Source organism: Streptomyces sp. NPDC047017 (genome assembly GCF_040644175.1).
Lineage (GTDB): Bacteria > Actinomycetota > Actinomycetes > Streptomycetales > Streptomycetaceae > Streptomyces.
The window spans coordinates 83,695-109,306 of the sequence record NZ_JBEYVW010000024.1 but is presented as its reverse complement, the minus strand read 5'-3'; the positions used below and the strand labels follow the sequence as shown (position 1 = coordinate 109,306).

The 25,612-nt window shown below is 73.0% G+C and carries 26 protein-coding genes; 3 read left to right on the top strand and 23 right to left on the bottom strand.

Translation table 11 applies throughout. The annotated features are described in order from the left end of the window. Positions 1-9 precede the first annotated feature (9 nt). The 8 genes from ABZ858_RS32160 to ABZ858_RS32125 all read right to left on the bottom strand — a co-directional run bounded on the left by ABZ858_RS32160 (position 10) and on the right by ABZ858_RS32125 (position 3,332). Entirely contained in the window at positions 10-180 is a 171-nt protein-coding gene (locus ABZ858_RS32160) for a pRL2-8 (protein ID WP_361386659.1), read from the bottom strand. Positions 181-182: 2 nt separating this feature from the next. Next, positions 183-500, bottom strand: coding sequence for a hypothetical protein (locus tag ABZ858_RS32155; RefSeq protein ID WP_361386656.1), 318 nt, complete (start codon positions 498-500; stop codon positions 183-185). Position 501: 1 nt separating this feature from the next. Continuing rightward, positions 502-861: an RRQRL motif-containing zinc-binding protein gene (locus tag ABZ858_RS32150; protein WP_361386653.1), complete on the bottom strand. Its 360-nt coding sequence runs from the start codon at positions 859-861 to the stop codon at positions 502-504. Further along, positions 858-1,718 (bottom strand): protein spdB, encoded by an 861-nt coding sequence (locus ABZ858_RS32145; RefSeq protein ID WP_361386650.1) that lies wholly within the window; start codon positions 1,716-1,718, stop codon positions 858-860. Before ABZ858_RS32145 ends, ABZ858_RS32150 begins: the two co-directional genes overlap by 4 nt. After that, entirely contained in the window at positions 1,715-1,987 is a 273-nt protein-coding gene (locus tag ABZ858_RS32140; RefSeq protein WP_361386647.1) for a DUF6303 family protein, read from the bottom strand. Before ABZ858_RS32140 ends, ABZ858_RS32145 begins: the two co-directional genes overlap by 4 nt. After that, positions 1,984-2,430 carry a Pycsar system effector family protein gene (locus ABZ858_RS32135; RefSeq protein ID WP_361386644.1) on the bottom strand — a complete coding sequence of 149 codons (447 nt, stop codon included), beginning with the start codon at positions 2,428-2,430 and terminating at the stop codon, positions 1,984-1,986. The genes ABZ858_RS32140 and ABZ858_RS32135 overlap by 4 nt, the downstream gene beginning before the upstream one ends. After that, positions 2,427-2,693, bottom strand: a complete 267-nt coding sequence (locus ABZ858_RS32130) for a DUF6284 family protein (RefSeq protein ID WP_361386641.1) — start codon at positions 2,691-2,693, stop codon at positions 2,427-2,429. Before ABZ858_RS32130 ends, ABZ858_RS32135 begins: the two co-directional genes overlap by 4 nt. Before the next feature lie 210 nt (positions 2,694-2,903). Beyond that, positions 2,904-3,332, bottom strand: a complete 429-nt coding sequence (locus tag ABZ858_RS32125; protein ID WP_361386638.1) for a protein kilB — start codon at positions 3,330-3,332, stop codon at positions 2,904-2,906. Between the two features lie 627 nt (positions 3,333-3,959). Here ABZ858_RS32125 and ABZ858_RS32120 point away from each other — a divergent pair. After that, positions 3,960-4,730, top strand: coding sequence for a helix-turn-helix transcriptional regulator (locus tag ABZ858_RS32120; protein ID WP_361386635.1), 771 nt, complete (start codon positions 3,960-3,962; stop codon positions 4,728-4,730). Further along, positions 4,727-5,200, top strand: a complete 474-nt coding sequence (locus ABZ858_RS32115) for an NUDIX domain-containing protein (RefSeq protein WP_361386632.1) — start codon at positions 4,727-4,729, stop codon at positions 5,198-5,200. The genes ABZ858_RS32120 and ABZ858_RS32115 overlap by 4 nt, the downstream gene beginning before the upstream one ends. Here the strand turns inward: ABZ858_RS32115 and ABZ858_RS32110 are convergent. The 9 genes from ABZ858_RS32110 to ABZ858_RS32070 all read right to left on the bottom strand — a co-directional run bounded on the left by ABZ858_RS32110 (position 5,188) and on the right by ABZ858_RS32070 (position 16,110). Continuing rightward, positions 5,188-5,754, bottom strand: a complete 567-nt coding sequence (locus tag ABZ858_RS32110) for an HD domain-containing protein (RefSeq protein WP_361386629.1) — start codon at positions 5,752-5,754, stop codon at positions 5,188-5,190. The two genes, ABZ858_RS32115 and ABZ858_RS32110, sit on opposite strands and share 13 nt — an antisense overlap. An 11-nt stretch (positions 5,755-5,765) precedes the next feature. Continuing rightward, on the bottom strand, positions 5,766-6,203 hold the full coding sequence (locus ABZ858_RS32105) for a GntR family transcriptional regulator (RefSeq protein ID WP_361386626.1): 438 nt from the start codon (positions 6,201-6,203) through the stop codon (positions 5,766-5,768). Positions 6,204-6,513: 310 nt separating this feature from the next. Next, entirely contained in the window at positions 6,514-7,452 is a 939-nt protein-coding gene (locus ABZ858_RS32100) for an SUKH-4 family immunity protein (RefSeq protein ID WP_361386623.1), read from the bottom strand. Between the two features lie 203 nt (positions 7,453-7,655). Further along, the gene (locus tag ABZ858_RS32095) at positions 7,656-9,968 is read right to left on the bottom strand and encodes a molybdopterin cofactor-binding domain-containing protein (protein ID WP_361386620.1); all 2,313 of its coding nucleotides are present in this window, start codon (positions 9,966-9,968) and stop codon (positions 7,656-7,658) included. Next, positions 9,965-12,016, bottom strand: coding sequence for a 2Fe-2S iron-sulfur cluster-binding protein (locus ABZ858_RS32090; RefSeq protein ID WP_361386618.1), 2,052 nt, complete (start codon positions 12,014-12,016; stop codon positions 9,965-9,967). Before ABZ858_RS32090 ends, ABZ858_RS32095 begins: the two co-directional genes overlap by 4 nt. Next, a complete protein-coding gene (locus ABZ858_RS32085) occupies positions 12,013-12,906 on the bottom strand; it encodes an FAD binding domain-containing protein (protein ID WP_361386615.1) in 894 nt (297 codons plus the stop codon). The genes ABZ858_RS32090 and ABZ858_RS32085 overlap by 4 nt, the downstream gene beginning before the upstream one ends. 329 nt (positions 12,907-13,235) lie before the next feature. After that, positions 13,236-14,885 carry a beta-N-acetylhexosaminidase gene (locus ABZ858_RS32080; protein ID WP_361386612.1) on the bottom strand — a complete coding sequence of 550 codons (1,650 nt, stop codon included), beginning with the start codon at positions 14,883-14,885 and terminating at the stop codon, positions 13,236-13,238. A gap of 345 nt (positions 14,886-15,230) precedes the next feature. Then, complete coding sequence (locus ABZ858_RS32075; protein ID WP_361386609.1) at positions 15,231-15,509, bottom strand: DUF3039 domain-containing protein; 279 nt, start codon at positions 15,507-15,509, stop codon at positions 15,231-15,233. Positions 15,510-15,537: 28 nt separating this feature from the next. Continuing rightward, positions 15,538-16,110, bottom strand: coding sequence for a YqgE/AlgH family protein (locus ABZ858_RS32070; RefSeq protein ID WP_361386606.1), 573 nt, complete (start codon positions 16,108-16,110; stop codon positions 15,538-15,540). A 269-nt stretch (positions 16,111-16,379) separates the two neighbouring features. On the opposite strand from ABZ858_RS32070, the gene murA reads away from it, so the two are divergent. Then, the gene (gene murA, locus ABZ858_RS32065) at positions 16,380-17,726 is read left to right on the top strand and encodes a UDP-N-acetylglucosamine 1-carboxyvinyltransferase (protein WP_361386603.1); all 1,347 of its coding nucleotides are present in this window, start codon (positions 16,380-16,382) and stop codon (positions 17,724-17,726) included. Positions 17,727-17,920: 194 nt separating this feature from the next. Here the strand turns inward: murA and ABZ858_RS32060 are convergent, their stop codons facing one another. The 6 genes from ABZ858_RS32060 to ABZ858_RS32035 all read right to left on the bottom strand — a co-directional run bounded on the left by ABZ858_RS32060 (position 17,921) and on the right by ABZ858_RS32035 (position 25,507). Further along, positions 17,921-18,202 (bottom strand): HU family DNA-binding protein, encoded by a 282-nt coding sequence (locus ABZ858_RS32060; RefSeq protein ID WP_003990598.1) that lies wholly within the window; start codon positions 18,200-18,202, stop codon positions 17,921-17,923. A gap of 373 nt (positions 18,203-18,575) precedes the next feature. Then, entirely contained in the window at positions 18,576-20,015 is a 1,440-nt protein-coding gene (locus ABZ858_RS32055) for an NAD-dependent malic enzyme (protein ID WP_361386600.1), read from the bottom strand. A gap of 551 nt (positions 20,016-20,566) precedes the next feature. Further along, positions 20,567-22,990 (bottom strand): UvrD-helicase domain-containing protein, encoded by a 2,424-nt coding sequence (locus ABZ858_RS32050; RefSeq protein ID WP_361386799.1) that lies wholly within the window; start codon positions 22,988-22,990, stop codon positions 20,567-20,569. Positions 22,991-23,264: 274 nt separating this feature from the next. After that, positions 23,265-24,023 carry a zf-HC2 domain-containing protein gene (locus ABZ858_RS32045; RefSeq protein WP_361386597.1) on the bottom strand — a complete coding sequence of 253 codons (759 nt, stop codon included), beginning with the start codon at positions 24,021-24,023 and terminating at the stop codon, positions 23,265-23,267. Between the two features lie 62 nt (positions 24,024-24,085). Then, positions 24,086-24,670, bottom strand: a complete 585-nt coding sequence (locus ABZ858_RS32040; protein WP_361386594.1) for a sigma-70 family RNA polymerase sigma factor — start codon at positions 24,668-24,670, stop codon at positions 24,086-24,088. 228 nt (positions 24,671-24,898) lie between these two features. Further along, positions 24,899-25,507: a CGNR zinc finger domain-containing protein gene (locus ABZ858_RS32035; RefSeq protein ID WP_361386591.1), complete on the bottom strand. Its 609-nt coding sequence runs from the start codon at positions 25,505-25,507 to the stop codon at positions 24,899-24,901. Positions 25,508-25,612 lie beyond the last annotated feature (105 nt).

The following is a 25,612-nucleotide window of genomic DNA, read 5'->3' as shown; positions in this document are numbered from 1 at the left end:
TGGGCGCGGTCACCACCAGCGGGACCGCTTGCCGGGGACGAGGCAGGGGCAGCCGTTGCGCAGGTGGTCCACGCACTGCGGGCAGTCCTCGCGCGGCTTGAGCTTGCGGTGGATGCTCCGGTCGTGGGCGTGCTGCCAGCACTGCGGGCACTCACCCGGCGGCGTCTGCTGCGCGGTCATGGTCACCACCAGCCGGAGGACTTCTTGGCGGACTTCGCGGCGGCGGCCTCGGTGACGACCCGCTGCCGCTCGCTCTGCAACGCGGTGATCTCCGCGATCAGCCGCGTCTCCGCACCGGTCCACGCCGACTCAAGGCGGCGGTCGGCACGGTCGGTGCCGCGGCCCCGCACCACCGAGACCGAGCCGCCGGCCATCGCGGCCAGGATCGCGCGGCGCTCGCGGCCGTCCAGCGGCCACAGCTCCCGCTCGCGCACCGCGTCCAGCTTGCGGGTGGCCTCCCGGATCGCACGGTCCAGCCGGCGCGTATCGGGCTTGCCCATGTCAGGCACTCCTCAAGAAGTCGTCGTGCAGGCCATCGGGGGTGGGGTAGGCACACGGCACGCACATGCCGAGCGAGGCGGGGATGACGTATCCGGCATCCCGGCGGCACTTGGGGCAGGTGCGGCGCGCGGCGTTCGCCCGGTCCAGCGCCGCCCGCATGGCGGGCGTCATCAGCCGGACCGGCTTCGCCGCGTCGATGCGGTAGAGGTAGGCGACCAGCGGGGGCCGCCGGCGACGGGGGCGTTCGAGCTGCGCCGCCACATCCTGACCACCGGGCCGCAGCCCGCGGGCGCGGAGCTGTCGGCGGGTGGCGTAGCCGTCCGGGGCCAGACGCCACCGGTACACGGGCAGCGTGCTCATGCCGCCACCACCCGCTTCCACGCGGCCCGAAGGCGAACCTCGGATGCGGAGTGGCCGGCCGCCCGGAACCGGGTGGCCATCTCCCGGTAGGACAGGGCGGGGGTCTGGCTGTGACGGATCTGGTCGACCACTACGTCCAGCTCGTCATCGGTGAGCGCGGGCGCCGCCTCCAGGGCGGGGACCGGTTCGATGGGTCCCCACACGGGCAGCTCCCACCGGGCCGTGACGCCGGGCGTGACGGGACTCGTCACGCTGGTCAGCGCCCTGCCGGTCTCCTCACCCTTACGGGACGTCTCCAGCGTCGACCACGCCCCCGCGAGGGTCTGAGCAGTCTGCGCCTGGACGCGTGCGACGCGGGCGCCGGCCGCCGTCACGGCCGTCAGCCGCGTCTCCTCCGTCGCTGCTTCCGCCCGCAGCCGGGCACGGGCCACGGCCGCTTCGTCGCGTGCCTCCTGCCCGATACCGCGGATCGCGGCGAGCGCGGCCGGGGTCAGCGCGGTCCGCTCCCACAACCCGTGCACCAGCCACAGGGCCTTCGCCGCCACCGGCAGCCACGCCACCGCGAGCCACACGGCGGCAGACCCGTCCGTGGTGAGCGCGTGGGCGACCAGGACGCCGGCCGCGAGGACACCGAAGCACCAGCCGACCGCGGTCACCGCGCGGTTGTGGTCGCCCTGCGCGGCGAGGCGGCGTTCGTAGGCGAGGGTGGCCAGCCATCCCCCGTCGATCCCGAGACCGACGATCAGCGCGACCGGCCAGGACACGGCCGGACCGAGCCACATCACGACCACGGCCAGCGTGAGCACCATCGACACTGCCGTCATCGCCACGGCGGGCAGTACGGTCTTGGCCCTCATGCCGCACCGCCCAGCGGCCGGACATCGACCGACGCCAGCAGCTCCACACGGTCCATGACACCGCTGGGGAGCTCCTGCCACTCCCACTCGGCGCCGTCCGGGAGCGCGTAGCCCAGCAGGGCCAGGGCGTCCGCCCGCTCCTGCAAGGTGGGCACCGGACAGGTCCGCTCGAAGGAGTGCTCGGGCCACTCCCAGCTCGCACCGCCGGTGACGACGTACAGGTCCCACTCACCGATGAAGCTGTTGGTCAGGCGCGCGCTGTGAGTCATGCCGCACCCCCGAGGGTGAGCAGTGCGGCGAGGATGAGCAGGGCGCCGCCGGCGAAGGTGAGATCGACGGCGCGGCGCAGGCAGGTGAACTTGGCGACGGCCAGGCGGGACAGGCCCGCGATGTCGGCGGCCAGGTCCCGGGTGACGGCCTGCCCGATCTGGTCGGGGGCCAGCGTGGCCCACAGCGGGAAGCCGTGCCGGCCGCGCAGGTTCGGGCGCACCGAGCGCAGCAGCAGACCGGCCGCGGCGACCAGCACCGCCAGACCCAGCCCGCCCACGATCGCGGCCGGCGCCGTGAGGGGGAGGCCGTGGGCGACCGACCAGCTCCCGGCGAGCACCGCGCCGACGAACGCCAGCAGGAGTGCGGTCTTGCTGTCCGTCCGCGTGATCTCCGCCTTCACCTCGGCGTGCGCGGCGACCAGGTCGCGTTCCGTGGCGCTCACGCGGCACCCCCAGGCAGGATCACGGCGGCGGCACGGTTGGCCACCTCACGGCGGGCGGCCAGCAGGCGCCGCCGGGCGCGGCGCACGCGCTGCACGTCCAGCTCGGACGGGGTGCGGTCCAGGGTGACGATCTGCGCGTCGATCAGGTCGACGTCCGCCAGCACGACGGGCATCTCTGCCTCGATCGCGTCCAGCTCCGCGTTCGTCGGCTCCATCCACGGAGCGAACGCCGTAACAGCGTCCTGAACAGTAATGTGAGTCATTGGGTCGTGTTCTCCCTAGCAGGTGGCAACGGCCCGACAGCGGCTCCCGGGATGCCCCCCGGGGGCCGCGCGCCGTTGTGGATGAGAGGCCGCACACGGGCGGTGCGGCGGGCCGCGCGAGGGGCGGCTGGTGCCCCGGGCCGGATTCGATCCGGCGCCATCACGACCCCGCAGCAGAAGGGCGGGACGGGGGCAGTCGAACAGGTCAGTTCAGAAGGTCTTGGAGGCTTCGCGGGTCAGCCGCTCGCACGCGGCGATGGCCGCCTCCCGGGCCTCCCCCAGGACCTGCGCGGACTCGACGCCGCGCAGGCGGTAGGTGGCAGTGGCCGCATCCTGCGCCACCCGGGCCAGCCCCGGGGCGAGGATGGACAGGCTGGTCAGCGGAGCCGTGATCGCGCTCCGCGTCACGTGGCTCTCCGCCCGCGCCGCCTCGTAGCCGGCAGCGTCCGCACCGGACAACCGCAGGTCCTCCCGGACCCACATCGCGCGGCGGTGGTCGGCCAGCGCCACCGTCAACGCGGTCACCGCCGCCAGACGGTCACGCCGCAGCGCCGTCCGATCCGTACCGCGTTGCTGAAGCACGTACATGGTCACGGAGCCCAGCAGAGTCCCCACCACCGCAATCACGCTCGCCCACATGAGCAACCCCCTCCAAGGTGAAGCACCGGAACTTCCGGCTCCCCGCGCCCCCACCCGTACGCCCTCACGCAACGCGCGGAGCGGACGGGCAGGAGAGGCAGCCGGCCGCAGCTCAAGCTGCGGACCAGGTGGACCGGGTACTGCACGGGCGCCGCCGGCCAGTCCATACCGGCGGCCCGCAAGGTCTTCGTCGGTGCATCGGGAGTCCTTTCGGAGAGATCAACAGGGGTGAAGCACTGCAAGGGGGATCGCGTCCCCACTCTCCGGCCGTTGCTCGCGGTCACCGGGCCACCTCGCCAGTACGGGCCGAAACCCTGTTCCACCTGGCCTTTAGCGGGATTGCAGCGTTCCCGCCCCGTGCATTGATGCAGGTCAAGCGCGTCTTACATGGCCCCGCTAGCCCGTGAGGATCAGAGGAACATGTATTACGTGTTCCTCATCTTGCAGAGGGAAGTTCGCCCCGTCAAGCCCAGCGGCCCGGTGGGGTTCTGCGAGCCCCCTCGCTCGATGTGCCTACAGATTGGCGTGACTGGCGGCGACGCTCGACTTCGCACCTGTACGACTTGGGTACGTCTTAGCTAGCGTGAAGTCGTACCAAGTCGTCCGGGAGGGAAGGAGGTTGATGGCGTGGCAAACGAACGCCTGCGCGGCGCGATTGTGGATGCAGGCCTGACGCTCGATGAAGTGGCCGCGAGACTCGGAGTCGCCTCGAAGACAGTTGAGCGTTGGATCAACGATCCCGAGCGCAAGCCATACCGGCGCTTCCAGTACGCAACAGCTTCGCTCCTGAAGTGCGAGGTGTCGTACCTCTGGCCAGATGAGCGCACCTCTGCGGAAGTCACAGCCACGGGAAACGCCGAGCTGGTCAAGCTGTACCCTCACCGTTCCGTCGTGGCGCAGGCCCTCTGGACGGATCTCTACTCGACGGCTGCGCACCGGTTCGACGTGGTGGTCTACTCCGGTTTCTGGCTCACAGAAGACGCAATGTTCCACCGGATCGTGAAAGAGAAATCCGCTGAGGGAGTACCCATTCGCTTCATGCTGGGGGACCCGGCCGCTCAAGCCGTGACTGTACGAGGGCAAGATGAGGGAATCGGCACGGCCATGGCAAGCAAAATCAGGAACGCCCTCATCAACTACGGGCCGCTTTTTGGTCTTCCCGGCGTTGAGTTCCGCCTTCACGGCACGACGCTCTACAACTCGCTATACCGGGCAGATGACGAGATGTTGGCGAACGGCCATCTATATGGCGTCGGCGCCTATATGGCCCCCGTACTCCACTTACGACGCGTGCCGGGTGGCGAACTCTTCGACGCTTACGCCGAGAGCATTGAAAGGGTCTGGGAGTCAGCCCGACCCATCTCCTCACCAATCGAATGGGAAGGCGCGTCACGATGAGCCGTATCGACTATTTCCGCGACCCTAGCGCTCCAAAGGCCAACTCAGTAGTGCCTTCGGTTACAGCCGTTGTTCGGAACGACTCGGGGCGACTCCTGCTAATCCACAAAACCGATAACGATCTGTGGGCACTGCCCGGTGGCGGTCACGATATCGGTGAACGCATCGGTGGCACAGTCGTACGAGAGGTCTTGGAGGAAACCGGAATCCGCGTGGAGGTAGACAACATCGTTGGGCTCTACACTGACCCTGACCATGTACTTGCCTACGACGACGGGGAGGTCCGGCAACAATTCTCGATTTGTTTCCGCGCGCATCCTATCGGCGGCACCCTGCGCACAAGCAGTGAATCAAAAGAGGTCCGCTGGATTGATCCAGCGGACCTCAGCGGGTTTTGCATTCATCCATCCATGATGCTGCGTATTCAGCACGGCTTGGACGACTCGCGAAAAGAACCTTACATCGGCTGACTGCTAGTGGATTCCTGCACCAGGCGTTTTTCTACGCGCCCCACCGCAGCATGAATCTCAGAGGCCGCGCACTGAATGAATCGCCCAACGATCGTATCCGGTCCATATCGCTGCACAATTTCGTCCAGCCGCGCGGTCGCTGTTGTCTGCACACCATCCGGTGTTGTGGTCATGTCGCAGTAGATCAGCGCATCAACAAGCTCGGCGCGTTCCAAATCGAACTCGCTTTCAAGTTGCCGCCTTAGACCGCGCTCTTCGGCTTCCAGTAAGGCACAAGAATGGTGTGCTACGAGACGAACAACGCGTTCGTCGGCACCCTCCCCTCTCAGGAACCTTGCGCCGTCCAGCGGGTGGAAGCCGGTGGCCGCGATAGCCGGCGAGTATCCCACGTCATGCAGAACGGCCGCGGCTTCCAGTAGCTCCGCGTCATCGCCCAGGATGGAACTCAACGAGCGAGCACGTTTGGCGACCCCGAGAGAGTGCACCCACCGGCGCGGCAGCGGCTCGGAAAGCATCGCTTCGGAAAGCTCGTACGCCCACTCAGCAAGTCCCATGCCGCCCAAGGCTACGACCGTCCCGCAGAAGACGGGAGAGCGCGCACTGTGCGCCCCTTGCCGTGAACAGTGGCGAGCAACCCGTTCCCCTCCATCTGCGCAAGGACCCGACGCACGGCCGTTCGGGACGCACCGAACCGCTCACACAGTCTCGTCTCAGACGGGTACGCGTCACCCACCTCCAAAGAGTCTTCCGCGATCAGGTCTGCCATGCATTCGTCGAGGGTTCGCCGGTCACCGCCCCGGGCCGGGCGCCACCCGATGCCGGGAGCAGATTCGACAAGCCCTTCGGCTTTGAGAATGTTGAGGGCGCGCCGGACGGTGTTGCGGGAGACGTCGTGAGAACGCATGAGAGCCGCTTCGGAGGGCAAGGGCTCATCCCCGGTGATCGCTTTGCGTAGAACCTCCGCAATGACCAGATAGGTTCCGCGTGGACTGGCCTCCGACACCTCGGCTCCTCTCCCCGTTACTCCAGCGCTCGCTACCAGGGTCCCACGACCGAAGCGCACTCGGGCAAGGGCGTCTCCACACAGGTCATGGCCCCGGGCGCCGTCTCAGTTTCCGTCTCGTTCATCCTCGTACGCGGTCGTTCACAGGCATCCTCTCAGGCTCCGCCGGCGCAAGGGCTGTACGGGGATGGACGGAAATGAACGAGCATGAATCATGCGCTGATCAACGCGGACAATCCTGCAAAGCGAGTTACGCGGGTTCAATTCCCGCCACGGCCTCCGCGTGCGGGCGCGGGGCGGGCGGTGTGCCTCACAGCATGGCGTCCGCCCCGGCCTGGAACATCTGCGTCCAGTAGTGCCAGTGGGTGCCGGGGGCGGTTCCCGTCGGGTCGACGGACGCGAGGATCTGGATCATCGTCATCGCCGGCCGGTCGTACGCCTCGGTCGTCGGCCGCGTGCCGGACGCGCTCTCGCGGTGCAGCAGCCACAGGGTGCCGGCCAGGGTGGAGACGTCCGTGCCGAGCGGGTGCACGGGGGTGCCGGGGCCGCTCCAGTGCCCGACCCTGCCCGTGGTGCCGTCGAGCAGCAGGCTGCCGCCCCCGGTCACTTGGCCCAGGCGTATCCAGCGGGCGGCCTCGGCCGGGAGCGCGGGGGCGGTCTCGTCGGCGTGGTGTTCGGCGAGGGTGGGCAAAGGGGTGTCGGTGTCGTCGGTGTCCAGTCGCAGGTGGGTGCCGTCCGTGGGCAGGCCCGTCTCGCGCAGGAAGCGGCGGGTCGGCTCGTGGGTGAGCGTGGCGGGGAAGTCGACGTCCTCGAAGCGGGCCACGCGCCCCGGGCCGAACTCCGCGTCCAGCAGCCGGGCGGGGATCTCCAGGGCGAGGCCCGGACCGGTGCCGGCGGCGAGGGACAGGGGGCGGATCAGGGCGGCCGCCGCCCGGAACGGCGGGAGCCCGCCGTCCGCGCCCTCCTCGAAGGCCGCGAGGAGTCTGCGGGACGCCCCGGTGACCGCCCGCGGGCCGTAGCGGTCCGCGTAGCGGGTGAACTGGGCGCGCAGGGCCGCCAGTTCCTCCGTCACCGCGGCGAAGCGGTACAACGCCTCCAGAGGCGGGGGCAGTGGGCGGCGGGGGCCCCTCGGGCCGGGGCCGCCGTGCGGGAGGCGGGCGGGGGCGGGCGTGCCGTACGGGTCAGGTCCGGTCCGGCCGGTCCTGCCGGTCCCGGGCGGTGTGATCACCGCGGTGCTCATCGTGCTCATGGATTCCCCCGTGTCCCCGTGTCCCCGTGGCCCTGTGTCCCCGTGCGGTGGCGTCCGCCCGGCCGGGCCCGACCGCCGCCCGGGCGGGGCGCGTCGGGGCAGCCGCCCGCTCGGGCGGAAGCCGTCGTCCCCACTGCCCAGAACAGTACGCGGCACCACTGACAACGCCTGTGGCCTGCGGAGAACGCCCGGGGGCCGCGGAGTTACCGCGCGGTGACGACCGCTGCCTGCGGGCGGATCGGCAGGCGGTTGACCGGGCGGCCGGTGGCGGCCCGGACCGCGGCGGCGATCGCCGCCGGGGAGGTCACCACCGGGACCGCGCTGACCGCCTTCGCGCCGAAGGGCGCCACCACGTCGCGTTCCTCGACCAGTTTCACGATCCGGATGTCGGGCGCGTCCAGGGAGGTGGGCAGGGCGTACCCGGTGAGGTCGGGGTGGCGGACCAGGCCACGCGGGGTGCGCAGGTTCTCCGTCAGGGCGATGCCCACGCCCTGGGTGACGCCGCCCTCGATGCGCGAGACCAGTTGCGCGGGGTTCAGGACGCGGCCGACGTCCTGGGCCACCGCCAGTTCGACCACGCGTACCGAGCCCAGCTCGATGTCGACGTCCACCACGGCACGGATCGCGCAGAAGGCCAGGCCCACGAAGGCGTCGCCCTGGCCGGCCTCGTCCAGCGGCTCGGTGGGGTGGGGGCGGCACTGCGCCGTCGCCCACAGCTCCTTGCCGTCCATCGCCTCGGTGACCGTGGTCGACAGCACGCCGTCGTAGGAGGTGATCTTGCCGTCGGTGATCTGCAGCAGTTCGGTGGACATGCCGAACTTGTGGGCCAGGGGCTGCAGGAGCTGGGTGCGGACCATCTTCGCCGCCCGCTCCACCGCGCCGCCCGAGACCCAGGTGTGCCGGCCCCGGCAGCCCGCGCCCGCCGGCGGCTGGTCGGTGTCGACCGGGGCCACGTGCACCTCGTCGACGCCCAGCGTCTCCTGGACGATCTGCCGGGCCAGGGTGGTGAAGCCCTGGCCGGTCTCGACCGCCGCGCACAGCACGGTCGCGACCCCGTCGTGGACCTTGACGGTGGCCGTGGACACCTCGTCGGTGCCCTCCGCGCCGAGCATGTGCACCATGCCCAGGCCGTAGCCCACGCCCCGGCGCACGGCGCCCGGTTCCCCCGCGCCCTCGGGGCCGCCGGGCAGCAGCCACTCGTCCTCGGGGGTGTCCTTGGGCAGCGCCGGCAGCGGGTGCTCCCGTACGGCCTGGAGCAGTTCGGCGACGGGGGCCGGGCAGGTCACCGTCTGGCCGGTCGGCAGTACGTCGCCGGTCGCCATCGCGTTGCGCAGGCGCAGTTCGGCCGGGTCGGCGCCGAGCTTCTTGGCGAGCTTGTCCATCTGCGCCTCGTAGGCGGCGCAGACCTGGAGGGCGCCCTCGCCGCGCACATGGCCGGACGGCGGGTTGTTGGTGCGCACCGCCCAGCCCTCGATGAAGGCGTTCGGGACGACGTAGGGGCCACAGGCGAAGGACACGGCCGCCGCCAGCGCCTCGCCGGAGGTGTCGGCGTAGGCGCCCGCGTCCAGCAGGATCTGCGCCTCCACCTTGACCAGCCGGCCCTCGGCGTCGGCGTGGTGGCGGTAGCGCAGCAGGGTGGGGTGGCGGTGCGCGTGGCCCAGGAAGGACTCCTCGCGGGTCGCCGTCAGCTTCACCGGGCAGCCGGTGCGCAGCGCCAGCAGGCCCAGCGGGAGCTGGAAGCCCTGGTCCTCGCGGTCCGCCGTGGCGCCCGGCACCCCGGTGACGACGATCTTCACGCGCTCGGGTGCCAGGCCGTAGCAGGCGGCGAGGGCGTCGCGGTCGGCGTGCGGGTCGGTGGAGGCCACGTACAGCTCGACGCCGCCGTCGGGGCGGGGCACGGCGAGTCCGGCCTCGGCGCCGATGGGGGCCGGGTCCTGGCGGCCGATGCGGTACAGGCCCTCGACGACGACCTCGCCGGCCGCCTCCGGGTCGCCGTGGCGCAGCGGGATGTGCCGGATCAGGTTGCCGTCGGGATGCAGCGGCTCGGCCTCGAAGGCGTGTTCGGGGTCGGTGACCGGTTCGAGCATCTCGTACTCGACGATGACGGCGGCGGCGGCCATCCGCGCGGTGTCCGGGTGGTCGGCGGCGACGGCCGCGATGGGCTCGCCATGGTGGCGTACGACGTCGGAGGCGAACACCGGGCGGTCGGGCGTGCCGCGGCCGTGGCGGGGGCTGCCGGGGACGTCCTCGTGGGTGATGACGGCGCGGACGCCGGGCATCTCGCGCGCGTGGGTGGTGTCGATGGACACCACGCGCGCGTGCGGGTGCGGTGAGCGCAGCACGGCCGCCCACAGCAGGCCCTCGGCCCACAGGTCGGCGGCGTACGGGAAGGTGCCCTCGGTCTTGGCGCGGGCGTCGGCGGGCGGCAGCGAGGAGCCGATACCGTGCGGCAGCGCCTCCGGCTCCGGCGCGGGCGCGGACTCCGTGGCGGCAGCGGTGGCGGCTTCGTTGCTCACACCTGGCCTCCGTCCTGGCCATAGGGGTCGTGCGCATCGGACGTGTCGTGCCGATGCGGTGCTTCGGTCCGGTCCGGCGCAGCGAACGCCGAGTGGTGGATCCCGCCGCCGCCGGGTCCCGCCTGGTGCGGGATGCGCGGCTCCTCGGCGTCCGGCCCGGGTGCGCCCGGCGCGCCGGGCTGCGGGCCGGGCTGATCGGCCGGGGCGTGCCCGGCGGCGCTGTCGGCGGCGCGCTCGGCGACGACCTCCTCGACCGCCCGCAGGACGCCCCGGTAGCCCGAGCAGCGGCACAGGTTGCCGCACAGGGCCTGGCGGGTCTCCAGCTCGGTCGGCGCGGGGTTGCCCTCCAGCAGGTCGTGCAGGGTCATCGCCATGCCGGGCACGCAGAACCCGCACTGCACGGCGCCGCATCGCGCGAGCGCGCGCTGCACGTCGGAGGGCTGCCCGTCGGCGGCCAGGCCCTCGACGGTACGGACCTCGCTGCCGGCCGCGGTGACCGCGGGCACCAGGCAGGAGGCGACGAGGCGGCCGTCGACCTGCACGTTGCAGGCGCCGCACTCGCCCTGCGAGCAGCCGTCCTTGGCGCCCGCGAGTCCGAGCCGCTCGCGCAGCACGTACAGCAGCGACTCGCCGATCCAGGCGTCCGTGACGGGCCGGTCGACGCCGTTGACGCTCAGCACGTAGGAGGCGAGCGGGTGTTCGTCCTGCGGGGGCGCGGGGGGCGCGTCCTCCTGCGCGGGGCCGGCTTCCTCGGGGGCGTGCGCGTCCCGCGGAAGCGCGGCTTCCTGGCGCGGGGGCGCGGCGGCGGGTTCCGGCGGCTCGGGGGCGGCGGCCGTGACGGGCTCGTCGGCGGCTTCGGGCGCGGGGGCGGTGTCCTCGGCCGGGGCCGGGTCCGCGGGCGGCTCAGCGGCCTCCTGGACGGGCTCCCGGGCGGGCTCTTGGACCGGTTCCCCGGCGCCTTCGGCCGGCTCGGCCGGCTCGTCGTGCGCGGCCGCGGTCGCGGGGCCCGGCTCGGGCTCCGGCTCCGCCTCGGCCGCGGGTTCGAACTCCGCTACGGCATCCGGCCGGGCGGGCTCCTCCGCCGGGGGCGGGATCTCGCGCGGCTCCGGCCCGGAGTGCGGCTCGGGAGCCCCGGACTCCCGGGGGCCCTGGGGCTCCTGGGCGTACGGGTCGTGGTCGTGACCGCGGCCGTGGTCGTGGTCCGGGTGGTGCTCGCCGTGCTCCGGGTGCGCGGGCGCGGCCTCGGCCGCCGGGTCCCCGGCGCCGTGCTCGTCCGGGGCGGGGTGCGGGTCCGCGCCGGGCTCGGAGCCGTACGCGGGCTCGGTGTCGTACCCGTGCCCCTGCGGGGCGGGGGCACGCGGGGGCCGGCCCCAGGGCTGTCCGGCCGGTTCCGTCGCCCACGGGGCGGGGGCGCCGCCGGGCAGGGTGGCCGGCGGCGTGCCGCCCCACTGCTGCACCAGCGACGACGTGGTGAACTCGCCGGACTCGTCGGGCAGGTCGCCCCCGGCGACGGGGATCGACCACTGCCCGGTGACGTCGTGGCCGGACGCGGCCGGGGCCTGGCCGCCCAGCGTGTCGTAGCCGCCGTGGCCCGCGTGACCGCCGTGGGTCTCGTGACCGCCGTGGTCCTCGTGGCCCTCCTGGTCGTCGTGGGCCTGCCGCGCCTCCTGGAAGGTCCACTGCTGGGTGGCCTCCGGGTGGTACGTGAACCGGTCGTCCGGGTCCTGGTCGCCGTCGCCCTGTCCCGGCGCCGTGCCGGGGCCCGGCGCGGGCCACCGCGCGCCCTCGGCGGGCGCGACCGGCACCGCCCAGCTGCCGGTGGCCGCCGGGTCGGTGGCCTCGGCCGGGGCGGACGTGACCGTTATCTGCGGCGGTACGTAGCCGTGGCCGGGCGCGGCGAGCGGGCTGTCGGCGGCCAGCAGCGCGTCGATGCCGCCCTCGGGGAGCTTCACGAACGCGGTCGCGCCGTCGTCGTAGTCGCCCTGCGGCAGCGGGTCCCAGCGGCCGCCGCCGCCCGGCGCGCCCTGTCCGTGCTGGTCGTCGGTCACGACAGCGCCCTCCCCAGTGCTCGTCGGGCCAGCGCGGCGACGGTGCGCCGCAGGTGCAGTACGGCGGGCGGCAACTGCTGCGCGGAGCCGTCCTCGGCCGGAGCCGCGTCGGGGATGCAGGCCGCGGCGACGTACTCCCCGAACGCGTCCAGCGCCTCCGGGACGATCGCCCGGCCGTTGTCCCAGTCGATGAGCCGGCCCACCCACTGCTCGGCGTCCAGGGGCCGCAGCGGCATCGGCGCGATGGCCCCCACCGCGCAGCGCACGCCGCGCCGGGCCGGGTCCAGGACGAGGGCCACCGAGGCGAGGGCGCGGCCGGGGCCGGTGCGGCCGGTCGCCTTCAGGAAGACCTGCGGCGCGTGCAGCAGCGGCACGCGCACGTAGCCGATCAGCTCGCCCGCGCGGAGCATCTCCACGCCGGCCAGCAGGTGCGAGACCGGGACCTCCCGGCGGGCGCCGCCCGGGCCCGCGACGATCAGCGTCGCCTCCAGGGCGGCCAGCACCGGCAGCGCGTCCCCGGTGGGGGCGGCCGAGGCGATGTTGCCGCCCAGGGTGCCCGCGTTGCGGATGTGCGGCGGGCCCGCGGCGCGCGCGGCGGCGGCCAGCGCCGGGATCAGCGCGGCGAAGTCGGGGCGGCCCATGCGCGCGTGCGTGAGGCCGGCGCCGAGCAGCGCGTGCCCGTCCTGGTACTGCCAGCCGCGGATCTCGCTGATCCGGCCGAGGCCGACCAGCGCGGCGGGCCTGAGCTGCCCGGAGTTGACGGCGGCCATGAGGTCGGTGCCGCCCGCGACGGGCACGGCGGCGGGCACGGCGGCCAGGGCCGCGACGGCGTCGTCCAGCGTCGTGGGCAGCGTGACGGCCTGCGCCGCCTGCGGTGCGTGCGTGGTCAAACCGGCTGCCCCTTCCCGCTGCCCCCACTGGTCCCACCCGTGCTGCCGTACGGTACGGCCTGACAGGGCGGACGTGGCAACTCTGGCACATCTTCGCAGGGCTCGCGGACACGGGTCCGCCCGGCGGCATTCGCCCACCTCATCGGGGACATGGCCCGATTTGGCACGGCATCACCGATGCGAGCGAATTACCGGACTTCGCTGATACTTGCGGGTTTTCTCCGGTATCAGTGCGGGTTCTCTCCGGTATCGGTTCCAGCGGCCCGCGCCCTGCCCGCCGACGCCCGCCTGCCCTCCGACGCCCCGCCCACCTGCCCGCCCGCACCCGCTCACCTGGCGGGCGGCGCCCCCTCGATCGGGCGGCCGAGGACGCCGGGCCGCCGCTGCCAGGGGTGCGGTCCGGCGGGCGGGCGGTAGCCGACGCCGAGCGCGTCCAGGCGCCGGTAGTGGGCGTCCATGCGCTGCCCGAAGCCGGTGAAGTCCCGCTCCTGCGGGGCGGGCAGGGCGCTCCAGGCGACCTCGGCGAAGGCGGCCAGCCTGGGGAAGGCCTGGTAGTCCACGCGCGCGGGGTTCTCCATCACCTCGGTCCACACATTGGCCTGGGTGCCCAGCACATGGCGGACGCGGTCCGCCTCCAGCGCGGGCGGAACCGGTTCGAACCGGTAGACGTCCTCCAGGGTGCGCACGTACCCGATCGGTACGGGCTCGTCCGGGCCGGCGTCCTGGCGGTGGTCCAAGTACACCTGCTGCTCGGGGCACATGACGACGTCGTGGCCGGCCCGCGCGGCGGCGATCCCGCCCGCGTACCCGCGCCAGGACGAGACGGCCGCGCCCTCGGCGAGTCCGCCCTCCAGGATCTCGTCCCAGCCGATGAGCCGGCGCCCGCGCGCGGCCAGCCAGGTGTCGAAGTGCCCGGTGAACCAGGCCTGCAGCTCGTCCTCGCCGGCCAGTCCGAGTTCCTGGACGCGGGCCTGCGCGGCGGGCGAGGCGCGCCACTGCGTCCTGGGGCACTCGTCGCCGCCGATGTGGAAGAACTCCGAGAAGCCGGTGGCCGGCACGGCGTCCGCCGGGAACAGGCCGAGCAGTTCCTCGAAGACGTGTTCGTAGAAGCGCAGGGTGTTGTCAGTGGGGGCGAGTACGTTGTCGGTGATCCCCCAGTCGTCCCAGACCGTGAGGGCGGTGGTGTCGATGACGTCGGTGTTGCCGAGTTCCGGATACGCGGCGATGGCGGCCTGCGAGTGCCCGGGCACGTCGATCTCGGGCACGACGGCGATATGCCGCTCGGCGGCGTAGGCGACGATCTCCCGGATGTCGTCCTGGGTGTAGAAACCGCCGTGCGGCTTCTCCTCCCACAGCGGGGACGCCCGGTGGCCCTGCCGTGTGCGCGCCCGCCAGGAGCCGACCTCGGTCAGCTTCGGGTACCGCTTGATCTCGACCCGCCAGCCCTGGTCGTCCGTCAGGTGGAAGTGCAGGACGTTGAGTTTGTGCGCGGCCATCAGGTCCAGGTAGCGCAGTACGCCGTCCTTGGGCATGAAGTGCCGGGCCACGTCGAGCATGAGGCCGCGCCAGCGGAAGCGGGGGGCGTCCTCGATGTCCTGGGCCGGGATCGCGTGGACGGCGTCCGGGCGCAGGGGGGCGCGGCGGAAGGCGTCCGGGCCGAGCAGCTGGCGCAGGGTCTGGGCGCCCCAGAAGACCCCGGCGGGGCCGCCGCCGCGGATCTCGGCGCCCCGGTCGGTGACGGTCAGGCGGTACGCCTCGGGCGTCAAGGTGTCGTCCAGGCCCAGGCGCAGGCAGTCCGGTCCGCCCTGCGCGCGGGCGGGCCGCAGGGGCAGGCCGAGGGCGGCGCCGAGCGTGGTGCGCAGCCAGCGCTCCGTGGCGCCGGTGCCGGGGGCGGCCCACAGGGCGGTGTCCGGACCGAGCCGGAACACGCCGGACAGCGGGCCCTCGACGGCGCGCGGCGCCGGGATCACGTCGTTCATGTCAGCCTTCAGCCTTCACGGGTCCGAGGGAGCGGCCCCGGCAGCGGGACCGCAGGCCCATGCGTATCGGCGGACGCGACGCGGCGCAACGGGCGTTGCACATGGTGCACATGGACCCGGGCCGGCCGGGTCGCCCAGGACGCCGGGGACGCCCGGGGCACCGGCGAAGGGCGTACGTACGGGAACGGCGAAGGCCGAGGCCCCCACGAGCCGCCGGGAACGGCGAAGGGCAAGGACCCCACGAGCCCGCCGGGAACGGCGAAGGCCCCCGCGAGCGTGTCGGTGCACGCTCGTCCAGGGGCCTCGCGGAGGTCCGGAGCCGGGCGGGTGGTGGCCGCCTCCCGGCTACTTCTTGTCGTCGCCGCCCTCGCCGCCGCCGTTCATGGACTCGTAGATCTCCTTGCACAGCGGGCACACGGGGTACTTCTTCGGGTCGCGGCCCGGCACCCACACCTTGCCGCACAGCGCCACGACGGGCGTGCCGTCCAGGGCGCTCGCCATGATCTTGTCCTTCTGGACGTAGTGGGCGAAGCGCTCGTGGTCGCCGTCTCCGTGGGACACCTGCGGTGTCGGCTCTACGAGGGTCCCCGTACCAGTCCCGCGCTCGGGCTCCTGAGTGCTCATACCGCAAGGGTACTGAAACGCGCCCGGGTCAGTTGAGCGACGGGTCGTCCGGGTAGGTGGCGACCATGGCCAGTTCGCTGCGCTGGCGGCGCAGCACCTCGCGCCACAGCCGCTCGGGTGACGGGCAGGACACGTCGCCGGGTTCCGACTCGACGACGTACCACGCGCCCTCGGCCAGCTCGTCCTCCAGCTGGCCCGGTCCCCAGCCGGCGTACCCGGCGAAGATCCGCAGCGAGCCGAGGGCGGCGGCCAGCAGCTCGGGCGGGGCCTCCAGGTCGACGAGACCGATGGCGCCGTGCACCCGGCGCCAGCCCAGCGGGGCGCGCTCGCCCGGGCCGCCGCCGGGGATGACGGCGACCCCGAGGGCCGAGTCCAGCGAGACCGGGCCGCCCTGGAAGACGACGCCGGGCTCCCCGGCGAGGCCGGCCCAGCCCTCCAGGATGTCGCCCACGTCCACGGGGGTGGGGCGGTTGAGGACGACACCGAGGGAGCCCTCCTCGTCGTGGTCGAGAAGAAGCACCACCGCACGGTCGAAGTTCGGGTCCGCCAGGGCGGGCGTCGCCACGAGCAGCCGTCCTGTGAGCGAGGACACCTCGGTCATGCCAGACATGATCCCGCATCTTCCCCGGGCGTGGGGGGCCAATCCGCTACGGGAGTGAGGCCGCGCGCGCCGACCCGCAGCAGCAGGGGCGCACGGCGGCGCGGTGACCGCTCGTGCCCGCCACCCCACGGTTCGTGTTGTGACACAGCCCTGACCTGCCGGGCGACGCACAGGCTTACAAAAGCGGGCGCCGCCGCGATTACTCTGTCTCTCTCGGCCTCCCCGAAGTGACCGGCCGCCCCCCTGTCCAACTCATCGGAACGAGATACATGACCGTCAACGGCGCTGATGACGTACTGCTTGTCCACGGCGGAACCCCGCTGGAGGGCGAGATCCGGGTCCGCGGTGCGAAGAACCTCGTGCCGAAGGCCATGGTCGCCGCGCTGCTGGGCAGTGCGCCGAGCCGGCTGCGCAACGTCCCGGACATCCGGGACGTGCGGGTCGTGCGCGGGCTGCTGCAGCTGCACGGGGTGACGGTCCGTCCCGGCGAGGAGCCCGGCGAGCTGGTGCTCGACCCGACCCGGGTGGAGAGCGCCAACGTGGCTGACATCGATGCCCACGCGGGCTCCAGCCGCATCCCGATCCTGTTCTGCGGTCCGCTGCTGCACCGGCTGGGCCACGCGTTCATCCCGGGTCTCGGCGGCTGCGACATCGGCGGCCGGCCCATCGACTTCCACTTCGACGTGCTGCGGCAGTTCGGCGCGACGATCGAGAAGCGGGCGGACGGCCAGTACCTGGAGGCGCCGCAGCGGCTGCGCGGCACCAAGATCCGGCTGCCGTACCCGTCGGTCGGCACGACCGAGCAGGTGCTGCTGACGGCGGTGCTCGCCGAGGGCGTCACGGAGCTGTCCAACGCGGCCGTCGAGCCGGAGATCGAGGACCTCATCTGCGTTCTGCAGAAGATGGGCGCGATCATCGCGATGGACACCGACCGGACCATCCGGATCACCGGTGTGGACAAGCTCGGCGGCTACACCCACCGCGCCCTGTCGGACCGCCTGGAGGCGGCGTCCTGGGCGTCGGCGGCGCTGGCGACCGAGGGCGACATCTACGTGCGCGGCGCGCAGCAGCGGTCGATGATGACGTTCCTGAACACCTACCGGAAGGTGGGCGGGGCCTTCGAGATCGACGACGAGGGCATCCGCTTCTGGCACCCGGGCGGGCAGCTGAAGTCCATCGCGCTGGAGACGGACGTGCACCCCGGCTTCCAGACCGACTGGCAGCAGCCGCTGGTGGTCGCGCTCACCCAGGCGACCGGCCTGTCGATCATCCACGAGACGGTCTACGAGTCCCGCCTCGGCTTCACCTCAGCGCTGAACCAGATGGGCGCGCACATCCAGCTCTACCGCGAGTGCCTGGGCGGCTCCGACTGCCGCTTCGGCCAGCGCAACTTCCTGCACTCCGCGGTGGTGTCCGGGCCGACCCGGCTGCAGGGCGCCGATCTGGTCATCCCCGACCTGCGCGGCGGCTTCTCGTACCTGATCGCCGCCCTCGCGGCCCAGGGCACCTCCCGCGTCCACGGCATCGACCTGATCAACCGCGGCTACGAGAACTTCATGGACAAGCTGGTCGAGCTGGGCGCGAAGGTCGAGCTGCCGGGCCAGGCGCTGGGCTGAACCGGCTGCCGGGCCAGGCGCCGGGCTGGACCGGCTGCCGGGTCAGGCGCCGGGCTGGACCGGCCGGCGGCCCGGGCACCGGGCCGTCCGCGGTTCACGACGATGGGGCGGCCCCCGGAAAGGGGGCCGCCCCATGGACGTTTGTCGGCCCTACCGGGCCCCGTACGCCGTCCCGTGGCGTACGGGCGGCAAGGTCACTTGCCCTTGGCGGCTTCCTTGAGCTTGCTGCCCGCGGAGACCTTCACGCTGTAGCCGGCCGGGATCTGGATCGGCTCGCCGGTCTGCGGGTTGCGGGCGGTGCGAGCGGCACGGTGGGTGCGCTCGAAGGTCAGGAAGCCAGGGATGGTGACCTTCTCGTCCCCCTTGGAGACGATGTCGCCGACGACGTCGGCGAACGCGGCCAGCACGGCGTCGGCGTCCTTGCGGGTCACCTCGGCGCGGTCGGCCAGCGCGGCCACCAGCTCACTGCGGTTCATGTTGTTACTCCCGTGTTCTTCTTGCCGTTGAGGCGTGCCACGCGGCGAAGCCGCATGTTGGGCCAGCCAAGCCGATGCTGCCAGGGTCCTCGGGGGTCCCCGGAGCCGGGTCCCTCGTCAGACCCTCGCGCCCAGGGAGGCATCCTGCCCCCACCTGCGGCGGGAAAGCCAATCCGGCACCCGTAGGAGTCGTGAGAACACCCTTGGGAGTCACACGAAAAGACGGCCGACGCCTGGCGAGCCACGATAGGGCGCGCCACTGACAGCGTCCCGCCGCGACGCGCCGGGTCCCGGCGCGTCGTGGCGATCGTCACGCCGGGGGCCGTCGCCCCCGAACGCCCGTTCCGACCGTTTTGCCCGTCCTGTCCGGCTCTCAGACGCTTGCGGTGGTGCTGGTCACCGCGGTCACGCCGGCCGCCTTGGCGGCGTCCCGGACGGCCCCGGCGACGGCTCCGGCGACCTTGTCGTTGAAGACGCTGGGGATGATGTAGTTCCGGTTCAGCTCGCCCTCGGTGACCACGTCGGCCAGGGCCTGGGCGGCGGCCAGCATCATCTCGGTGTTGACGGTGCGGGACTGGGCGTCCAGCAGGCCGCGGAAGACACCCGGGAAGACCAGCACGTTGTTGATCTGGTTGGGGAAGTCGGAGCGGCCGGTGGCCACGACCTCCGCCGTCTGGCGGGCGATCGCCGGGTCGACCTCGGGGTCGGGGTTCGCGAGCGCGAACACGATGGCGCCGTCCGCCATGGTGGCCACGTCGTCGCCGTCGAGGACGTTGGGCGCCGAGACGCCGATGAAGACGTCCGCGCCGCGCACGGCCTCCTTGAGGGTGCCCGTGAGGTTCTCCGGGTTGGTGTTGTCGGCGATCCAGCGCAGCGCCGACTCGGGGGCGGCGTCCACCAGGTCCTCACGGCCGGCGTGTACGACACCGTGGATGTCGGCCACGACGGCGTTCTTGACGCCCGCGGCGAGCAGCAGCTTGAGGATGGCGGTGCCGGCCGCGCCGGCGCCGGACATCACCACCCGGACGTTCTCGATCGGCTTGTCCACCACGCGCAGGGCGTTGGTGAGGGCGGCCAGTACGACGATCGCGGTGCCGTGCTGGTCGTCGTGGAAGACCGGGATGTCCAGGGCCTCGCGCAGCCGGGCCTCGATCTCGAAGCAGCGCGGCGCGGAGATGTCCTCCAGGTTGATGCCGGCGAACCCGGGGGCGATCGCCTTGACGATCTCCACGATCGCGTCGGTGTCCTGGGTGTCCAGGCACAGCGGCCAGGCGTCGATGCCGGCGAACCGCTTGAACAGGGCCGCCTTGCCCTCCATGACGGGCAGCGCGGCCTTGGGGCCGATGTTGCCCAGGCCCAGCACCGCCGAGCCGTCCGTCACGACCGCAACGGAGTTGCGCTTGATGGTCAGCCGGCGGGCGTCCTCGGGGTTCTCGGCGATCGCCATGCAGACCCGGGCCACACCCGGCGTGTAGACCATGGAGAGGTCGTCACGGTTGCGGATGGGGTGCTTGGACTGCATCTCGATCTTGCCGCCGAGGTGCATCAGGAACGTACGGTCGGAGACCTTGCCGAGCGTGACGCCCTCGATGCCGCGCAGCTGCTCCACGATCTCGTCGGCGTGCGCGGTGGAGCTGGCCGCGATGGTGACGTCGATCCGGAGCTTCTCGTGCCCGGACGCGGTGACGTCGAGGCCGGTCACCGAGCCTCCGGAGGACTCCACGGCGGTGGTGAGCTGCGAGACGGCCGTTCCGCTCGCGGGCACCTCCAGCCGGATGGTCATCGAGTAGGAGACGCTGGGCGCCGTTGCCATGGCCGACTTCCTCTGCTTTCACCGTGTCGCGAAGTTGTGCCGTCCGATCGTCGCACCTACCCCTGAGTACGTGGTAGTCGGCCCGGGTTGCGGACTTCGTGTTCCCCGGGCGACGCCTCAAGCGGTGCCGATTTCGGAAAGTGACTTCCACCATACGAGAACTCACGTCGTCGCGATAGATGTTCGGGCAAGTCCGCGCAACAAAAGAGGCCCACGTCACATCGAACGTGACGTGGGCCTCTTCGAGGCTTGTGACACCGACCCGCCATGCTCGCCTCGCGGCAAGTGGTCGCTCGTAGCGACGAAGGTTGGGCCCGGGGGCTTGGATCGGGCCGGTGCCACACCCAGGCTAACAAACAGATCCGGTGAGGCCATTCCCCTGACAGGATTCCTTTTCCGCCACCCCGGGAGCCACCCCCCGGCCCACCCGGGGAGCCACCCCACTGCCGGGCACCACGACCCGCCCCCCCCGGCCCCCTGGTCCGCAGCGCGATCGCGTGCCCCGGTCAGCCCCGTCAGCCCCGTCAGCCCCGTCAGTCCCGTCGGTCCCGTCAGTCCCGCAGCAGGTCCGGCACCCCGGCCGCGTCCGGCTCGTCCCGCTCCCCGGAGACCACCGTGAGCTGCTGGGTGGCCCGGGTCAGGGCGACGTAGAGCACGCGCAGGCCGGCCGGGGACTCGTCGGCGATCTCCGCCGGCGAGACGACGAGCGTCGCGTCGTACTCCAGGCCCTTGGCCTCCAGACTGCCCAGCGCCACCACGCGGTCGCCGAGGCCGGCCAGCCAGCGCCGGGCCTCGGCGCGCCGGTTCATGGCGACGACCACGCCCACCGTGCCGTCGACCTGCTCCAGCAGCCGTTCGGCCTCCGCGCGCACGGTGGCGCCCAGGGAGTCCCGGACGACCGCGAAGCGCGGCCGCACGCCCGTGGAGCGGACCGCGGCGGGCGAGCGGGAGCCGGGCATGGCCAGGGCGAGCACCCTGGCGGCCAGCTCGGCGATCTCGGCCGGGTTGCGGTAGTTCACCGTCAGCTCGAAACGGCGGCGCGGGCGGGTGCCCAGGGCCTCGTCGCGGGCCTCGGCGGCCTCGTCCGGGTCGGACCAGGAGGACTGCGCCGGGTCGCCCACCACCGTCCAGGTGGCGTGCCGGCCGCGGCGGCCCACCATCCGCCACTGCAACGGGGTCAGGTCCTGCGCCTCGTCGACGATGACGTGGGCGTACTCGGTGCGCTCCTGGGCCAGCCGCTCGGCACGCTCGCGCTGCGACTCCTCGCGCACCGGCATCAGCTCCTCCAGGCCGGTGAGCTGGTCCAGCGGGTCCAGCTCGCGCTTCTTGCGCGGCCGGGCCGGGGTGCCCAGGACCGCCTGGAGTTCGTCGAGCATGGCGATGTCGTGCACGGAGTGGCCGTCCCGCCGCAGCGAGCGGGCGACCTTGCGCACCTCGCCCGGATTGAGCACCCGGCGCGCCCAGCGGCCCAGGCGCCGTTCGTCGGCCATGGCGGCCAGCACGGCGCGCGGGGTCAGCTCGGGCCACCAGGCGTCCAGGAAGGCGACGAAGGCGTCCTCGCCCGTCACGTCGTCGTCGAAGGAGGAGCGCAGCTCGGCGGCCAGCTCCGGGTCGGTGTGCCGGCCGGCCGCGCCGGACTTCTGCCACAGGGCGTCCAGGAGCAGCCGGCGGGCGCGCGGGCGCAGCAGGTTGACGGGCGCGGTGCCGCCGAGCGCGGTGTGCCGGACGCGGTCCAGCTCGGCGGCCTCCAGCTCCAGGCGGCGCCCGAAGGCGACCACGCGCAGCCGGGTCGGCGGCCCTGCGGGGGCTTCGGCACGGGCGTGGGCCTGGGCGTGGGCCGGGGCGTGGGCCTGAGTCGGGGCCTGGGCCTGGGTGTCGGGGTCGTCGTCGAGGGCGAGCTGCCCGGCCGGGGCGGCGCCCGCGCCCGAACCGGTGCGCACGCCCGCGCCCGAACCCGTACTCACGCCGGCGCCCGCGCCCAGCTCCAGCGCGCCGCGCGCCGCCTTCCGCAGCACCTTCAGCATCCGGTACGAGCCCTTGGCCCGCGCCACGGACGGCGCGTCGTACAGGGTGGCCTCCGCGCCGTCGACCAGCGAGCCGATCGCCCGGATCGCGACCTGGCCCTCCTCGCCGAGCGAGGGCAGCACGCCCTCGGTGTACGCCACCAGGAGCGGGGTCGGCGAGACGATCAGGATGCCGCCCGAGTAGCGGCGGCGGTCCTGGTAGAGCAGGTAGGCGGCCCGGTGCAGGGCCACCGCCGTCTTGCCCGTGCCCGGGCCGCCCTCGACGTACGTCACCGAGGCGGCGGGAGCGCGGATGACGAGGTCCTGCTCGGCCTGGATGGAGGCGACGATGTCCCGCATGCTGTGGCTGCGGGCCCGGCCGAGCGCGGCCATCAGCGCGCCGTCGCCGACGGCGGGCAGCTCGCGGCCGTCCAGGAAGGCCGTCAGCTCGGGGCGCATCAGGTCGTCCTCGACGCCGAGCACGCGCCGCCCCTTGGACCGGATGACCCGGCGGCGCACCACCCGGCCGGGGTCGACCGGGGTGGAGCGGTAGAACGGGGCCGCGGCCGGCGCCCGCCAGTCGATGACCAGCGGGGCGTACTCCTCGTCGAGGACGCCGATACGGCCGATGTGCAGGGTCTCGGCGATGTCGGCGGTGTGGTCCGGGCGCACCGCGCCCTCGGCCGGCTCGACGGCGGTGTACGCCCCGTCGGGCCCCTTCTTGCCGTCCTTGCCCCGCAGCAGGTCGATGCGGCCGAAGAGGAAGTCCTCGAACTCGTTGTTCAGCCGGTTGAGGTGGATGCCCGCGCGGAAGACCTGCGCGTCGCGCTCGGCCAGCGCGCCGGGCGTGCCGACCTGGCCGCGCTGGGCGGCGTCCCGCATCAGGAACTCGGCCTCGTGGATCTTCACTTCGAGGCGCCGGTACACCCGGTCCAGGTGGTCCTGTTCCCTGCTGATCTCTCCGTCCCGCACCGAGTCGGGCGCGGTGTCGGGCGCCGGGTCGGGCGCCGGGTCCGGCGCCGCGCCGTGCGACACGCCGTGCGCCGGGTCGTGCGCCGCGTCCCGCGGCACTCCGTGCGACACACCGTCCGCCGCGTCGTGAACCGATCCGACCGCGGAATCCTGCTGAGCCTGAGCGGCCACCGGGCCCCCTTCTGACGTGCTGGGCAGCCGTCAACCGTACGCGAAAGGGGGCCGGTGGCGGAAGCCGGACCCCGGCGGGTCCGGCCACGGTTCCGGGCGGCGCTCAGGCCTCGACCTGGACGAGCTTCTTCCCGTCGAAGGTCATGACCTCGAAGTGGTCGATCTGGTCGGGTGCGAAGGCGGCACCGCCGCGCACGTACAGGGGCTCCTTCGCCTCCTCGGTGGTGGCGTCCGGGCGGCCGTAGCCCCAGTTCGGGACGGACCAGGAGGTGACCGTCTCGCGCTCGCCGTTCTTGCCGACGGCGATCAGCGAGCACCGCTCGGGGCCGGTCACGTTCTTCAGCTGGAGCACGGCGTCGGTGCCCCAGTCCTTCTTCGCCAGGGCGACGATCGCGGTGATGCGGGAGCCCGGGTCGGTCGCCGAGACCTTGTCGGACATCGACTGGAACGCGGCCTTGGCCGGGGCCGCGGCCACCGCTGCGCTGCCGCCGCCGTCCGTGCCGCCGGCCGCGTACACCGTCAGCGGGCCGCCGATGATCAGCGCCGCGGCGGCCGCCACCAGCCACAGGGTCCGCCGGCGCTTGCGGGCGCGCCGCTCACCGACCTCGTCGACCAGCTTCTCCGCGAGCCGCGGGGCGGGGCGGGCCGACAGGGACTCGCCGATCGCGGGGGTGCCGGCGCCCGGCAGGTCGGCGAGCGCGGCCAGCATCGGTTCCATCCCGGCCAGTTCGTCGAGCTGCTGCGCGCACCACTCGCAGGCGGCGAGGTGCGCCTCGAACGCGGTGGCCTCCGCGTCGTCGAGGATGCCGAGGGCGTAGGCGCCGACGGTCTCGTGCTCGTTCGGGGCCGGTGATCCCTGCATGGGCCCTGACCTACCCGAGCCGCCCGTGCCGTATCCCTGACGTCCCCCGTACCCGCCGCCCATCACGCCGTCACCCCCCGCTCCTCCAGCGCCAGCTTCATCGACCGCAGGGCGTAGAACACCCGGGAACGGACGGTGCCGCTGGGTATGCCCAGCGTCTCGGCCGCCTCATTGACGGTACGCCCTTTGAAGTACGTCTCGACGAGAACCTCCCGGTGGGCCGGGGTCAGGTCGTCGAGCGCGTCCGACAGCGTCATCAGCCACAGCGCCTTGTCGATCTCGTCCTCCGCGGGGATGACCTCCAGCGGCGACGGATCGACCTCCTGCGGCCGGGCCTGCCGGCTGCGGTGGGCGTCGATGACGATGCGCCGGGCGACCGTCACCAGCCAGGGGCGTACCGAACCGGTGGCCCGATTGAGCCGGCCGGCGTTCTTCCAGGCCCGGATGAGCGTCTCCTGCACCACGTCCTCGGCACGCTGCCGGTCTCCGGCGACCAGCCGCAGGACGTAGGCGAGCAGGGGTCCGGCGTGCTCCCGGTACAGCGCGCGCATCAGCTCCTCGTCGGGGCCCGAGGGCTGGGAGGACATGCGATGTCGGGCCCTCGATCCACGGTCATTGGCCACGGCCGCATCCTTGCGCACGCCCACCTCCGGTGTCCGGGGCTTCCCCCAGTCGGTCGCTCGCCGACGGGTACGGGCGGGGGGCGCGGGGCGTTCAAGGGGTGGGGGCGGTTTTCCGGGGGCGGGTGGGACGAGGGGGGCATGAGGGCACATTCCTGCCCTCCGGTACGACCTTTCCTCGATACGGCCTTTCCTCCGGTACGGCCTTTCCTCGATACGGCCTTTCCTCCGGTACGGCCGGGAGTTGACGTTGCGTCAGGGGCGGGCGAGTGCGGCGCGGCGGCGGTGCCTGGCCACCCGTTCACGGTTGCCGCAGACCTCGCTGGAGCACCAGCGCCTTCGGCGGCCCCGGGAGGTGTCCAGGTACACGAGCGGGCAGTGGTCGCCCGCGCACCGGCGCAGGGCGGCCCGGGCGGCGGGGTCGGTGAGCAGGTCCACGGCGTCCCGGGCGACGGCCGCGAGCAGGGCCGTGCACGCGGGCGGCCCGGCCGGCGCCCGGACGAGGGTGCCGTCCGGACCCGGTACGGCGCGGGGCGCGGGCGGGGCGGCGCGGGCGGCGGCGTTGAGGCGGGCGAGCGCGAGGTCGTGGCGCCCGGTGTCCTGCCGGGGCTGTCCGTCCAGGCACGCGCGCACCAACACCTCGACGTGGCCGCGCAGTTCGCGGAAGGCGGCGGGCCAGGAGGGGTCGGCGTGGCCGAGGGCGGTACCCGGCGGGACCAGCCCGGACCCGGTGATCCAGGCGCGCAGCGGCGCGAGGGAGTCCAGCCGTTCCGCGGGATGGGTGGTGGCGAGGAGATCCAGGCAGAGCCGCCCGGCGTCGAACCGCGGTCCGTGGGGGTGCGCGTCGCCCGCACTGTTTGCCATGCGCCTGTCACCGCCTCGTCACCACGTGGGGCCGGGAAACCACTCCCTCCCACAGTGCCCGCCCGCTTCCGCGGCCGGAACCCCTGCGACCGGCCACGGGTGGAC